Here is a 14,274-nt window from a genome sequence, read left to right on the forward strand (position 1 = left end):
ACATGAAGGGAACTCCGGCAAAAGAACCGCGCTTTCAGGCCGCGGCCTTTTCACTGTCAGATGTGCGGGCGCAAAAGAACGCCTGCACGGAATGATCTCAGTTTTTCTGAAAGGGCTCGTAGTAGCTGGAAAGACCTTCAGTGATGGCCTTGCCTACGCCTTCCGGTGTTTCGTCACCGGCCATCATCTTCTGGATGTTTTCCTGCACCAGGGTTGAGCCGGAGGGCTGATCAAAGCGGAAATGGACCAGCATCATGTAAGGGATCGAGGTCTTGTTCAGGTCTGAAACCGCCTGCAGCTCCGGATTGTCAAATGTGACGCCGGGGATCGGCGAAATGTTCGACAACTCATTGGCAAAGACCTGTCCGAATTCCTGAGAGGCAAGGAAGTTCAGGAATTTCGTCACCGCTTCCTTATGCTCCGAGGCTGCGTTGCCGGCATAGCCGCCATCATAGAAAACCGCGACCAGACCTTCGTCATCCTCGTTGACCGTCGGGGCGGGCAGGACGCCGATATTGATGTCCGGGTTCATGCCTTTCATCGCCGCGATTTCATAGGAGCCGCCGACAAATATTCCGGCCATGCCAGAGGCAAAAAGCTGCTGTGAAGACGGATAATCAAGGCCGATAAAACCATCCGGGAAATACTGGCCCATGTCTTGAATGCGGGTCAGCGCGTCAATAAAACGGGGATCGGTGAAGTCTGTCTTGCCGCTCATGACATCCTGATAGAAACCTTTGCCCATGGTGGATGCACCAAGGCCGAAGGTCAGCACCTCGTTCTGCCATGCCGCTGCTGTGCCATTTGCGAAGGGGTAGAAACCTGCGTCTTTCAGTGCTTCTGCATCGGCTTTCATGTCATCCCAGGTTTTCGGCGCATCAAGACCGAGTTGCTCGAAAATGTCCTTGTTATAGAGGACCATCATCGTCTGCGAGGCAAATGGAACAGCATAGACCGTACCATCGGCGCGCAGTGTTTCAGCCTGAAGGGCATCTGCCGGAAAGTCCTTCAGCGCCGGGACATTTTCATCTGTCAGCGGCATCAGGTAGCCGCCCGATGCCAGATCCTCAAACGAGCCATAGGCGCGCACCATCATGGCATCCGGGCCGGATTCGCCTGCCAGTGCCGTTTTCAGGATCGTGCCGTAGCTCACGGCTTCGACCATGCGCAGGTTGACATTGATCTCCGGGTTTTCAGCCTCGAACATGTCGATAAAGGCTTCGTATTGCGGAACGTCTTCCGTGCGCCAGCCCCAGAAAGAGATATCTTCGGCAAAAGCCGGGGCGGCGAGGCCCGCTAGGGTCGTGGCCGCAATCATTGTCTTGGCAAAGGGTGTCATCTGTTATTCCTTTCGATCCGTTCCCCTAAAAGTATCGATGACAAGCTGCATCTCCTGTTTCAGGAAACTCTGAGGCCGCTCGCCCTGTCGAAAACGTGAAGCGTATCCAGTTTCGCCGTCACGGTGACATCAGCATCCGCATCAAAGAAAATCGACTGCGGCACTCTGACGGTGACCTGCTCGCCGCTTCGAAGGCGGACATAAACATAGGAATCATCACCGAGATATTCGGTGTAAATCACCTTTCCGGCAAAGCCATCTTCTCCATGGCCAGCCTCAAGCTCGAAATTGTCCGGGCGCGCGCCGATGGTCAGCGCGCCCTGTTCAAAACGTTCCGGCGCATCGATGGCGCCGGTCCCGGCAATGGCAAGTTTGCCGTTTTCATTGGCGACGTTGAGCAGTGTCATCTTTGGCGAGCCGATAAAGGTCGCTACAAAGGTATTGGCGGGTGTTTCGAACAGCTCACGCGGGCTGCCCACCTGTTCGATATAGCCATTGTTCATGACCACGATCCGGTCGGCCAGTGTCATCGCCTCTACCTGGTCATGGGTCACATAGATCATGGTTCCGCCGATCTCCCGGTGCAGGCGGGCAATTTCAAGCCGCACATCGGCTCTTAATGCGGCATCAAGGTTGGAAAGCGGTTCATCCAGCAGGAAGACGTCAGGTTTGCGCACGACGGCACGGGCAATCGCGACGCGCTGTCGCTGTCCGCCGGAAAGCTGCCGCGGCTTGCGGTCCAGATATTCTTCAAGGCGCAGCATGCGTGAGGCTTCAGCAATCCTGCGTTTAACCTCGTCTTTCGAGAGCCCCATCAGCCGCGCGCCGAAAGCCATGTTTTCGTACACATTCATATGCGGGTAGAGCGCATAGGACTGAAATACCATGGCCGCACCGCGTTTTGACGGCGGCACATTGTTCATGACCTTGTCATTGATGCTGAGCGTGCCGTCCGAAATCGGGTCCAGGCCTGCAATCAGGCGCAAAAGCGTCGACTTTCCGCAGCCTGAGGGGCCGACGAAGATCATCAGTTCCCGGTCTCCGATTTCCAGATCAATGCCATGCAGGACTTCGGTTTCCTTGAAACGCTTTACGATCTTCTTCAGGGACAGGCGCGCCAAAATGAGATTCCTTAAGATGCCATTACAATACCAATCTATTGTTTGCCGTTTTTTGCAGAACTGTAAAGAGGAGGATTCGATGAAAATTGCTGGATATGGGTGATAATCGGGTCGCCGTGTCATGTTTTTCGAGCGGTTGGTACAGAATTTTTCATTTGGTATTGCATTGGTTCTTTCCAGCGACGATACTGTTTCAAGGGTGATCCACGATGCATGTGCAGTGTTTCACATCACTCGATTTCGTTTTGCAGGAGCCGGACAAGACAGGTCATGAAACATTTTTTCGAGGCGACGGATCTTGCTGGTGACGGCCCCCTCTACATCCGGCTGAAAAACGCGATTGAAGAGGCGGTTGACGCCGGACGTCTTGCGCCGGGAACAGCGCTTCCTGCAGAGCGTGAGCTGGCAATGGAACTGGGGGTGAGCCGGGTGACTGTGCGCCGGGCCATTGATGCGCTGGCGCAGGATGGCCTGCTGCAGCGCCGCCATGGCTCCGGCACGTTTGTGGCGCAGCCGGTCGACAAGATACAGCAGCCGCTGAAACGTCTGACCTCATTCACCGAGGATATGGAAAGCCGTGGTTTGTCTCCGCGTTCGCGCTGGATCGAGCGTTCGCTGGTGGCCGCTTCCCCGGAAGAGATCATGAAACTCGGGCTTTCTCCCGGTAGCCAGGTGGCGCGCCTGAAGCGGATCCGTCTTGCGGATGACATGCCCGTTGCGATCGAGACCACAAGCCTGCCGGCAGATGTTCTCCCGGACCCTGAAAGTGTGACGGGGTCGCTCTATGAACGGCTTGCGCAAAGCGGCGTCAAGCCGGTGCGCGCTGTTCAGCGTATTACAGCTGCGTTGGTGACAGAGGCACAATCGACGCTGATGGGGGTTCCTGTCGGTGCGCCCGCTCTGGTGATGGATAGCACGGCATTCAACGAGACCGGACGCGCTGTCGAGGTAACGCGCGCTTATTACCGCAGCGATGTCTATGATTTCATATCCGAACTGACGCTTTAGTTTTCAGCTGTCTATTTATTCCGATAAGGATTTTACATGTCTTCAGAGACCCATATGCACCGCGAGATAGCGGAAATTCCTGTCGCTGCACGACGCTTTCTGGATGAGCAGAAACAAGCTTATGGACTTGCAGGAAAGGCTTTGCGTGACAAGGATCCTTCGGTGGTTGTTACAGTGGCGCGCGGTTCATCCGATCACGCAGCGCTATTTCTGAAATACGCGATTGAACTGACTATCGGCGTACCCGTTGCTTCTCTCGGGCCATCTTTGGCCTCCATTTTCGAGGCCCCGCTGAAGCTTCAGGGTGGCGCTGCTTTTTGTATTTCGCAGTCCGGGAAAAGCCCCGATATTGTGGCTATGGGCAAAGCCGCGCGCGCTGGTGGTGCGCTGACAATTTCGCTGGTGAACACCATCTCCTCGCCGCTTGCAGAGATCGCCGACCAGCCGATTGATATTGCAGCCGGGCCAGAAAGGGCGGTTGCCGCGACGAAATCCTATGTCAACTCGGTGGTCGCCGGTCTGGCGGTTCTGGCAGAGTGGGCGGATGATGACCTTTTGCGCCGAGCGCTTGAAGAATTGCCTGCAAGCTTTGAACGAGCGCTGGCGCTGGATTGGGCTGCGCTGCTGAAGCCGTTAGAGGTGGCGCAATCGCTTTATGTTCTCGGGCGTGGGCCAACCTTTGCAATCGCCAGTGAGGCGGCCCTTAAATGCAAGGAAACCTGCGAATTACATGCAGAGGCTTATTCTTCGGCAGAAGTGATGCATGGTCCGGTCTCGCTGGTGGAAAAGGCGTTTCCGGTGATTGCCTTTGCCGCAGGTGACAAGGCGGAATCCTCGATCGCGGCAACGGCATCCGGCATGGCCGGAAAAGGGGCAAATGTCTTTCTTTCGTCTTTGAAGGGAGAGGGTGTTTCCGTGCTGCCCGCTGTTGAAACAGGTCATCCGCTGACAGATGCGCTGGCGCTGATTGTTCCCTATTATCGCTTTATTGAACAGCTTTCGCGCGCTCGTGGCTTTAATCCGGATTCACCGGTCGCGCTCAACAAGGTGACGGAGACCGAGTGATATGAAAAAGGTTCTCAAGGGTGCACGGATCTTCGATGGCGAGACAACCCGCGAAGGCCTCGCGCTGGTGTTCGATGAAACCGGCATTGAACGGATCGTCGCCTCTCATCTTGCCCCCTCAGATGCTGAGGTCATTCAGGCTGATGGTCTTCTGGCTGCGCCCGGCTTCGTTGATTTGCAGGTCAATGGTGGCGGCGGCGTCTTGTTGAATAACGATCCCAGCCGCATCGGCATTGAAATGATCTGCCGTGCCCATCAACAGTTCGGCACGACGTCTTTGCTGCCGACACTGATTACGGACCGTCCGGATATTGTGAAAGAGGCCGTCGCTGCCGGTCGCGAAGCCTTCGAGGCGGGTGTGCCGGGCTTTCTTGGCCTGCATCTCGAAGGGCCGCATCTGGCGCTTTCGAGGAAGGGGACGCATGATCCCGCTCTGATCCGCCCAATGGATGACGCCGATTGTGACTTTCTGGTTGAAAATGCCGGAAAATTTGGTGTCGCTCTGACAACAGTCGCGCCGGAAAGCGTCAGGCGTCAGCAGGTGGCAAGGTTGTCCCGGGCCGGGTTCATCGTCAGCCTCGGGCATACCGATGTCACATGTGCTGTCGCGCGGGAATATCGCCTTGCCGGTGCCTCCATGGCAACACATCTGTTCAACGCGATGAGCCCGCTGAAACACCGTGAGCCGGGGCTGGTCGGTGCAGCGCTGGCAGATGGTGGACTGTCCTGTGGTCTGATTGCCGATACCTTCCATGTCGATTCTGTGGCCATGGATGTCGCGATACGGTCAAAGGCCGGGCCGGGCAAAATCTTCCTCGTGACCGACGCGATGTCTGTGACGGGCACAGATGATTCGCGTTTCGAACTGAATGGCCGGACGATCTACCGTCGTGGCGGACGTCTGACGCTGGAGGATGGCACGCTCGCCGGAGCGGATACCGATATGCTGACTTGCGTGAAAAACGTCTACACACTTCTCGGTGTACCGCTGGAAGAGGCGCTTCGAATGGCTTCGCTTTATCCTGCCAATGCCGCTGGTGCTGCAACCAAGGGGCGGCTGAAGCCGGGCGCTGACGCCGACTTTGTGCTTCTGGATGATCACCTTGGCCTGAAAGCGACTTATATTGGCGGGCAGCGTGTGTTTGCTGCTGCATAGTCTCTATTGATAGCGAGGGCCGATATCATCTACGCAGGATAAAACGACGGCCTTTCGTTACGTTACATTTACTCCTTGTTTAATTGCTCGTGTTAAAGCTGTGACTGAAATCGGTTTTTCGAGGGCAAGATGAATTGCAAGTTATTAATCGCTACGGCTACGATCGCATTCTCTTCTTCTGCTTTGGCTGCAGACTATACGTTCGAAGCTCCGCTTCGCCCGACTTTTGATTATAATCAACGTTCTGGCGTCCGGGTTTCTGGCGATCAGTGGAACGGGCCTTACGCTGGCGTTACCCTTGGCTATGGCTGGGATCGTCTGCGCGGAACGCTGAACGGATATGAAACCGAGCCCGAAAAGCTCGATGGTCTCAATCTGGGCGGTTTTGCCGGCTATAATAAACAGTTCTCAAATAGCATCGTCCTTGGCCTTGAAGGTGACTTTGAATACGCTTGGAATGAGAACGCCTATCCGCTGGGGCAGGGGCTCGAACTGAAAACAGGAACAACATGGGGCGGTTCTTTGCGCGGGCGCATCGGGGTGGCGGCAGGAAGGGCGCTGTTCTATGGCACAGCCGGTGTTGCTGTCAGCAATCTCGATGTTGCCAGAATCTCTGACCTCGGCATAAGCAAGACGATGTGGGGATATACTGTCGGCGCGGGCGTGGACTATGCGTTCACCGACATGATCTTTGGCCGATTGGAATATCGTTACACCGGTTATCCGGAGGCAGACGTTCTCAAGGATGCGGCCCGCGCTGTGTTTCCCGATACGCCGGTCGATCTGGGCGTCAAAATGCACAGCAATACCGTCCGGGCTGGCCTGGGCGTCAAATTTTGACAGTATCGTTTCTCATTTCAGTCAAACACGATTGCTGGGCCTTTGGTCTCACGGCCTTTCAGTCCGGCAAGCGTGGCGGAGGCGATGGCTTTATAGGCTTGTGCATGGGGCCCGTCCGGTGCGCCTGCCACAACCGGGGTTCCCGCATCTGAGGTCTCGCGAATGTCCATTGCCAGCGAAACCTCGCCGAGGAAGGGAACGCCGATCTTCTCAGCTTCGTCCTTTGCGCCGCCGTGACCGAAGATATTGTGAACCGTTCCGCAGTTGGGGCAGACGAAGGTGCTCATATTTTCGACAATGCCAAGCACGGGCACTGACACCTTGTTGAACATGGCAATGGCCTTGCGGGCATCGATCAGTGCCAGATCCTGCGGCGTCGAAACAACGACGCTGCCTGCAAGCGGCACCTGCTGAGCCATCGTCAGCTGGGCATCGCCAGTGCCCGGCGGCATGTCGACCACCAGCACATCCAACTCGCCCCACGCGACTTCTTTCAGCATCTGCATCAGCGCTGACTGTACCATCGGGCCACGCCAGATAACGGCGGTTCCTTCATCGACCAGAAAGCCGATAGACATGACCTTAAGGCCGTACTTCTCCATCGGCAGAATGGTCCGGCCCGGTCCCTGCAAGGGTCTTCCGGAAAGGCCGAAAAGGCGCGGGATAGATGGGCCGTAAATATCCGCGTCCAGCAGCCCGACTTTAAGGCCTTCGGCGGCAAGGCCAAGCGCAAGATTGACAGAGGTTGTCGATTTGCCGACGCCGCCCTTGCCCGATGCAACGGCAATGATTGACTTTATGCCCGGAATTTCGGGTTTGGAGGGCTTTTCGCCTTTTGGCTGCTGCTGCGAACCCTTGCTTTTCGGGGCGGAAGACGAGGCGGCAGGCTTGTCCGCCGTCAGCGTGACAAAGGTCTGGGTAACACCAGGGAGTTCGTTAACGTGCTTCTGCGTCGACTGGCGAACCGGTTCAAAGGCTTCGACGCGGCTTTCAGGCACGCTGAGAGAGAAATAGACCTTGCCGTCGGAAATGAAAATGTCCGAAACCATGCCGCTGTCAGCCAGATTGCCGCCTTCTGGCAGGGTTATGGCTTTCAGGCTTTGAAGGACCTGTTCTTTGGAAAATTCCGTCATGATGCCTCTCGCTTGTCTTGCCCGTAGATAGTGAAGATTGATGCTGACGCCAAGCGCAGAAAACAATTCGGCTGACAAAGCGGGCCACTAAAATGACGGTCGCCTGTTATACCATCGTATAATAAGTAACTTCGTTCTCTTCAGGGTCTTGGGCAAATAAAAACGCCGACCTGAAATCTGAGCTGTCAGATTATCAAGGTCGGCGTCTTTATGTTTTCAAACCGCGCTCTCGGGCGCGCTTTTGTTTCATCCCCTCTGGACTTGGTGAGAAGATGACCTATTCGTTTCTGCTTGGCAAGCAGCTTTTTATTAAGCGGGCCTACTCAACATGCCCCGGAACGGATGGGATGGGAGGAGGTGTCATATTGCTGCAGTGCACAAATATTTGACACGGCTTATTTTTTAGGCGTGATTGCGTTGTCGCAGCATGTGCGACAGTTTTATGAAAAAAATATCTGAACCAGAAAAAAAGTATGACCTGCGCCTAAAACGGCCGTCATGTACAGCCAATAGGACGCACGTGAGGAAAACATCGCTTCTTTGCTTTTCAGCATTTGCAGGAATGGCAAAGTCTGCGATTTTCTGTTTTGAGACAAAATGAAAACGGGAGTTGCTTTCATACCGGAGTGTCTGTGTGTGAAGGCGGGAGTAACCAGATGACGGCAGAGACGGTTTTTGAAGGCAGAATTCTGAGTACGGATCGGATGGCGCTGGGGGAGGGGCCTGGCTATGATCCCGAAACGGATCTGATCTGGTGGTTCGATATCACCAATTGCCGCCTGAATTTTATGAATGCTTCTAACCGCGATCGCCGGATCATAACGTTGCCGGAGATGGCCAGTGTTCTGGCGCCGGTGGACGAAAAGCGCCAGCTGATCGCTATGGAAACCGGCCTCTATTTTCGCGACACGGCGCACGGCGCTTTGACTTTGCATGTGGCAATTGAGGAAGACAGGCCCGAGACCCGTCCCAATGACGGACGGGTTCATCCTTCAGGCGCATTGTGGATTTCGACAATGGGGAAGGAGGCTGAGGAAGGTGTTGGCGCGATTTATCATGTGCTGAAGGGCGAAGTGACGAAAATCGTCGAGGGCATGACGATACCGAACGCGATCTGCTTCTCGCCCGATGGTGAGACCGGATACTATGTCGATACGCCCGTGGGCAAACTGATGCGCATGCCGCTTGATCCGGAAACCGGCCTGCCGGATGGTGATCCAGAGGTCTTTATTGATAACGCAGAAAAGCCCGGCGGCATGGATGGTGCAGTTTGCGATGGCGACGGGCACATCTGGAATGCGCGGTACGGCATGGGCGTTCTTGACCACTATCATTCTGATGGGCGACTTATCGCGCGCTATCAGTTGCCGGCGCGTCAGCCGACCTGCCCGGCCTTCATTGGCAAAGATGGTGGCTGGATGATGGTGACAACGGCGGCTCAGAATACCCGCCCCGAAGAAGAGCCGAATGCCGGTTTTACTTTCGCTCTGGTGACCGGTGCGCGCCCGCGTTTCGATCCACCCTATCTGGCGGAAGAGCCGCTGCCGTTTCGCCGTTAGTCAAAAGCTTAAAACTGCTGCTTCCACGATGCCGCGAATCTCTTTACAACTCAGTGCATGAGCATCAGGCAACTAACCGAAACCGTCATCAACCAGATCGCAGCTGGCGAGGTCATCGAACGGCCCGCCAGTGCAGCGAAGGAACTGATCGAAAACGCACTCGATGCCGGAGCGAGCCGTATCGAGATTGCCACTGCAGGCGGTGGCAAGGCTTTGCTGCGCGTCAGCGATAATGGCTGTGGCATGGGTCCGGATGACCTTTCACTGGCTGTCAAACGTCATTGCACCTCAAAGATATCCGATGATCTGACCGATATTCGCTCGCTGGGGTTTCGAGGCGAAGCCCTGCCGTCAATCGGTTCGGTGGCGAAGCTGTCCATTTCAAGCCGGTTAAAAGGGGCAAGCGAGGGGTACAGGATCGCGTTGGAAGGCGGGCACCTTTTGCCGCCGGTGCCCGCTGCGGTGAATGCTGGTACAATCGTCGAGGTGCGTGACTTGTTTTTTGCCACGCCTGCACGCCTCAAATTCCTGAAGACGGAGCGTGCCGAGGCTGGCGCGACTACCGAAGTGGTCAAGCGTATGGCGCTTGCCTTCCCCGCCGTGCGTTTTGTGCTGTCCGGCTCGGATCGCTCCACGCTGGAATTGCCTGCAACCGGTGATGACCGGTTGGCGCGGATTTCACAGATTCTGGGTAAGGAATTCAGGCCGAACGCGATTGAGATTGACGCTGAGCGAGAAGATGTCGCCCTGACCGGTTTTGCCGGTGTGCCAACGTTTAACCGAGGTAATTCAGGCCATATCTATGCTTTCGTCAATGGTCGCCCGGTGCAGGACAAAATGCTGATGGGAGCGATCCGGGCCGCTTATGCCGAGACTGTGCCGAAGGGACGCTATCCGGTTGCGGTTCTGTGGTTTTCGCTCGACCCGGCGCTGGTTGATGTCAATGTTCATCCGGCCAAAGCTGATGTTCGGTTCCGCGATCCTGGGCTGGTGCGCGGGCTGATTGTCGGCGCGATCCGCGAAGCGCTGACACGCGGGGGAGACCGGGCATCTTCGACCGGCGCAGAGGCCATGCTGAAGGCTTTCAGGCCTGAGGCACGGGCAGGCCAAGGATCCACCGGCTCACAAGCGGGTTTTGGCAATCGCTTTGAGCGTTCGGGAAATGCGAACTGGAAGGCTGAGCAATCGCCTTACCGCCCGGAAGGATTTCGTGAGGAGACGCGTCCGCATGATGTCTTCAACCCGGCTCCGGCAGGCTATCCGGCAGAACCGCGACAATCCGGCTTCTCGGATTTTCATCAGCCATCCGCGCGTGCTGAACCTGTCAACGAAAATGCGCTGACGGATACGGAGCTAAAACAACCGCTTGGCGCAGCCCGCGCGCAGGTGCATGAGAATTATATCGTCGCCCAGACCGAGACCGGTCTTGTCATCGTGGATCAGCATGCTGCCCATGAGCGGCTCGTCTATGAGGCGATGCGCAAGGCGCTGAATGACAGGCGTCTGCCGTCTCAGGTTCTGCTGATTCCGGAAATCGTAGACCTGCCGGAAGAAGAATGTGATCGGCTGATGCCGTTTGCCTCTGAGCTTGAGCAGCTTGGTCTTGTGTTCGAGCGGTTCGGCCCGGGTGCAATCGCCGTGCGCGAAACACCGGCTATGCTTGGCGAGGTGGACGGCACTGCGCTGATCCGTCAGCTTGCCGATGAGGCCGGAGAGTGGGAAACCGCAAACGGGCTGAAGGCAAAGCTGGAATCCGTCGCCGCAACAATGGCGTGCCACGGTTCTGTGCGCTCTGGCCGGCGCTTGCGGGCCGATGAAATGAATGCTCTTCTGCGCCAGATGGAAGATACCCCAGGCTCCGGCCAGTGCAATCATGGCAGGCCGACCTATATTGAGCTTAAGCTTGCCGATATCGAGCGCCTTTTCGGGCGCTGAGTATTTCGTCTGGCTGAGTCGAATTTGGAGTTGATGACCTTGAATATTCTGGAAGGCAATGGCCGCGGTGAGGCCAAGATCAAATATCTCGATGCCGACTTCGATGTGATCGTCCCCGGTACGCATGTCGTTTGCGCGGTCACTTCAAAGCGCATTCCACTGGATGAGCTGCGTTACTGGAGTGTTGCGCGTCAGGAAGCCTATATTGATGCCGTTGCTGCTTTCGAAGCGGAAAAGCGCGCAGGTGCGTTGCCGACTGAGAAAGTTTAAACCTTCCGGTCAAAATTGCGGGGGGCTTTAAAAGACAATTCGTCGCGCCCTGATCGGTCTGAAACGGGTTGAAGTGCGTATTATATAACGAAGAATACCGATGGCTGGTCTGACCGGCCTTATCAAGCACTGGGAAGCTCTGATGTCTGAAATGCATGCCGCCTGGCCGGATAACCATCCCACTGTCGCTTTTGGCAAGGTTGGGGTTCTGCTTGTTAACCTCGGAACACCCGATGGCACCGACAAGAAGTCGATGCGCCGGTATCTGGAAGAGTTTCTGAGAGACAAACGGGTCATCGAATGGCCAAGGGCACTTTGGTATCCGATCCTCTATGGTATTGTGCTGAACCGTCGCCCGGCCAAGGTTGGCGAGGCTTATAAGCTGATCTGGAATGATGATCTGGATGAGAGTTTTCTGAGAACCTATACCCGCGCGCAGGCCGAGAAGCTGGCCGAACAATACGCCTCAACGCCCGATCTCGTTGTTGACTGGGCAATGCGCTATGGTCAGCCTTCTATTCCTGCGCGTCTTGAAGCTCTGAAAGCTGCGGGCTGCGAGCGAATCCTGATCTTTCCGCTTTATCCGCAATATGCCGCTTCAACCACAGCGACCGTCAACGACAAGGCTTTTGAAACGCTTCTGAAGATGCGCTGGCAGCCGGCGATCAGAACTGTGCCGCCGTATCACGATGATCCGGTTTATATCGATGCGCTCGCAGAATCGATTGAAACGCATTTGTCCGGTCTGGAATGGGAGCCGGAGGTCATTCTGACATCTTTTCACGGCATTCCGCAGTCATATTTCAAGAAGGGCGACCCTTATCACTGCCAGTGTCAGAAAACAGCACGTCTGTTGCGTGAAAAACTGGGACTTTCGAAAGAGCGCCTTAAAATCACCTTTCAGTCGCGCTTTGGTCCGGAGGAGTGGCTGCAGCCCTACACAGACAAGACTGTCGAAGAGTTGGCGAAAAAAGGCGTGAAACGCATCGCTGTTATCAACCCAGGCTTTGTTTCGGATTGTCTCGAAACGCTGGAAGAAATTGGGTCAGAGGCACGTGATATCTTTATCGAACATGGCGGTGAGCATTTTACGCATATTCCATGTCTGAATGATACACCTGCCGGTATGCGTGTTATCGAACACGTTGTACGGCGTGAATTGAAAGGCTGGGCGGAATAACCTTTCCCAGCTCTTACGGGAGGAAATGCCATGGACGTGCTGACCGGATTTTCCCTCACCATTATCATTCTGGTGGTGCTGATCCTTCTCACCCTTGCTGCGGGTATCAAGGTCGTCCCGCAGGGTTACGGATATACACTGGAGCGTTTCGGACGGTATACACGCACGCTCACGCCGGGTCTTAACCTGATTGTTCCGTTTATTGATCGGATCGGGCGGCGCATTTCAATCATGGAACAGGTTCTGGATGTACCTGAGCAGGAAGTGATCAGCCGGGACAATGCCAGCGTGAGTGCTGATGCTGTGGCTTTTTATCAGGTGCTCAATCCCGCAAATGCGGCCTATCAGGTTGCCAATCTTGAGCTGGCAATCCTGAACCTGACCATGACGAACATCCGCTCGGTCATGGGGTCTATGGATCTGGATGAATTGCTGTCCAACCGTGACTCGATCAACGATCGGCTGTTGCGCGTGGTGGATCAGGCGGTTGAACCGTGGGGTGTAAAGGTCACGCGTATAGAGATTAAGGATATCCGTCCGCCGAATGATCTCGTCGAGGCCATGGGACGGCAAATGAAGGCGGAGCGCGAAAAACGCGCGCAGGTGCTTGAGGCCGAAGGGCACCGTAACGCGCAAATCCTGCGGGCAGAAGGCTCCAAGCAAGCCGCGATCCTTGAAGCCGAAGGCGAGCGGGAGGCCGCTTACCGGCAGGCCGAGGCGCGCGAACGGCTCGCGCAGGCTGAGGCAACGGCGACCAGATCCGTCTCTGAGGCCATTGCCGACGGTGATATTGCGGCGGTGAACTATTTCGTGGCCCAGAAATACACCGAGGCGATGGAAGCCATCGGTTCTGCTAAAAATTCCAAGGTCGTTCTTATGCCGATGGAAGCCTCGTCACTGATCGGTTCGCTTGGCGGCATCGGTCAGATCGCTCGCGAAGTGTTCGGCAAAGATGATGGCGGCGATGGTTCTCACCGCTCGTCTGTACGTTCGACACCGTCCGTAGGCCGCTCCGGCGAGAATGGTGAAGGCTGACCATTATGGCTGAGTTTGCAGATCTTGTCGGTTCCTTCGGGCCTTGGGGCTGGTTTATCGCCGGACTCCTGCTGCTGGTGGCCGAACTCGTTCTGCCCGGCGTGTTCTTGATGTGGGTGGGGATTGCTGCGCTGATTCTTGGCGTGTTTTCACTGATCCTGTGGCCATACCCTTTCTGGGGCTGGCAGCTACAGGCCGTTTTGTTTGCCGTCTTTTCCGTCGTGAGCATACTGGTTGGTCGAAAACTGCTTTCCCGGCGTGAAACGGCGAGCGATCAGCCGTTTCTAAACCAGCGCACAGCGAGCCTCGTTGGCAGGTCGGCTGTTTTGCGTGAGCCGATCACAGATGGGCGTGGACGCATTCACATCGATGATACAAGCTGGATCGTCGAGGGGCCGGATCTGCCCGCCGGCACCCATGTGAAGATCGTTTCGGCCGATGGCCGGAACCTGCGTGTCGAGGCTTTTCAGAACTAGAGCGCCGTGCATCCATTCGGGTGCACAAAGCACGATGCTGTAAACGGCTCCGGATACCGCTACTGACCTGCCCCCCTTGCGTCCCTCGTTCAATTCGAGAGTCTGCGGTGTCGTGATTGGTAGTTTGGTTGGTCTGCTTGGGCAAGGGTCTGTGTGG

Annotated in this window: 13 protein-coding genes; 10 read left to right on the forward strand and 3 right to left on the reverse strand. The window is 55.9% G+C overall.

The genetic code is table 11. The features are described 5' to 3' along the window. Positions 1-97: 97 nt before the first annotated feature. Positions 98-1,339: an extracellular solute-binding protein gene (locus tag EDC90_RS09455; protein WP_132310867.1), complete on the reverse strand. Its 1,242-nt coding sequence runs from the start codon at positions 1,337-1,339 to the stop codon at positions 98-100. A 59-nt stretch (positions 1,340-1,398) separates the two neighbouring features. Further along, the gene (locus EDC90_RS09460; protein WP_132310869.1) at positions 1,399-2,460 is read right to left on the reverse strand and encodes an ABC transporter ATP-binding protein; all 1,062 of its coding nucleotides are present in this window, start codon (positions 2,458-2,460) and stop codon (positions 1,399-1,401) included. A gap of 270 nt (positions 2,461-2,730) precedes the next feature. Between EDC90_RS09460 and EDC90_RS09465 the strand changes: the two genes are divergently transcribed. The 4 genes from EDC90_RS09465 (at position 2,731) to EDC90_RS09480 (ending at position 6,529) form a co-directional block, all read left to right on the forward strand. After that, on the forward strand, positions 2,731-3,468 hold the full coding sequence (locus EDC90_RS09465) for a GntR family transcriptional regulator (protein ID WP_132310871.1): 738 nt from the start codon (positions 2,731-2,733) through the stop codon (positions 3,466-3,468). Between the two features lie 36 nt (positions 3,469-3,504). Then, entirely contained in the window at positions 3,505-4,533 is a 1,029-nt protein-coding gene (locus EDC90_RS09470; RefSeq protein ID WP_132310873.1) for an SIS domain-containing protein, read from the forward strand. A 1-nt stretch (position 4,534) separates the two neighbouring features. Then, positions 4,535-5,689 carry an N-acetylglucosamine-6-phosphate deacetylase gene (gene nagA / locus EDC90_RS09475; RefSeq protein WP_132310875.1) on the forward strand — a complete coding sequence of 385 codons (1,155 nt, stop codon included), beginning with the start codon at positions 4,535-4,537 and terminating at the stop codon, positions 5,687-5,689. A gap of 129 nt (positions 5,690-5,818) precedes the next feature. Further along, a complete protein-coding gene (locus EDC90_RS09480; protein ID WP_132310877.1) occupies positions 5,819-6,529 on the forward strand; it encodes an outer membrane protein in 711 nt (236 codons plus the stop codon). A gap of 17 nt (positions 6,530-6,546) precedes the next feature. Here EDC90_RS09480 and EDC90_RS09485 read toward each other — a convergent pair whose 3' ends face one another. Then, positions 6,547-7,662: an Mrp/NBP35 family ATP-binding protein gene (locus tag EDC90_RS09485; protein ID WP_132310879.1), complete on the reverse strand. Its 1,116-nt coding sequence runs from the start codon at positions 7,660-7,662 to the stop codon at positions 6,547-6,549. 656 nt (positions 7,663-8,318) lie between these two features. On the opposite strand from EDC90_RS09485, the gene EDC90_RS09490 reads away from it, so the two are divergent. The 6 genes from EDC90_RS09490 to EDC90_RS09515 all read left to right on the forward strand — a co-directional run bounded on the left by EDC90_RS09490 (position 8,319) and on the right by EDC90_RS09515 (position 14,117). After that, complete coding sequence (locus EDC90_RS09490) at positions 8,319-9,221, forward strand: SMP-30/gluconolactonase/LRE family protein (RefSeq protein WP_132310881.1); 903 nt, start codon at positions 8,319-8,321, stop codon at positions 9,219-9,221. Between the two features lie 57 nt (positions 9,222-9,278). After that, entirely contained in the window at positions 9,279-11,156 is a 1,878-nt protein-coding gene (gene mutL, locus EDC90_RS09495; protein ID WP_132310883.1) for a DNA mismatch repair endonuclease MutL, read from the forward strand. Positions 11,157-11,195: 39 nt separating this feature from the next. Continuing rightward, positions 11,196-11,426 carry a DUF2093 domain-containing protein gene (locus EDC90_RS09500; RefSeq protein WP_132310906.1) on the forward strand — a complete coding sequence of 77 codons (231 nt, stop codon included), beginning with the start codon at positions 11,196-11,198 and terminating at the stop codon, positions 11,424-11,426. Between the two features lie 142 nt (positions 11,427-11,568). Further along, complete coding sequence (gene hemH, locus EDC90_RS09505; RefSeq protein ID WP_132310909.1) at positions 11,569-12,606, forward strand: ferrochelatase; 1,038 nt, start codon at positions 11,569-11,571, stop codon at positions 12,604-12,606. Between the two features lie 30 nt (positions 12,607-12,636). After that, on the forward strand, positions 12,637-13,641 hold the full coding sequence (locus EDC90_RS09510) for an SPFH domain-containing protein (protein WP_432419998.1): 1,005 nt from the start codon (positions 12,637-12,639) through the stop codon (positions 13,639-13,641). Between the two features lie 5 nt (positions 13,642-13,646). After that, complete coding sequence (locus EDC90_RS09515; protein ID WP_132310885.1) at positions 13,647-14,117, forward strand: NfeD family protein; 471 nt, start codon at positions 13,647-13,649, stop codon at positions 14,115-14,117. The last annotated feature ends 157 nt before the right edge of the window (positions 14,118-14,274 follow it).

This window comes from Martelella mediterranea, from assembly GCF_004342225.1.
Taxonomy (GTDB): Bacteria; Pseudomonadota; Alphaproteobacteria; order Rhizobiales; family Rhizobiaceae; genus Martelella; species Martelella mediterranea_B.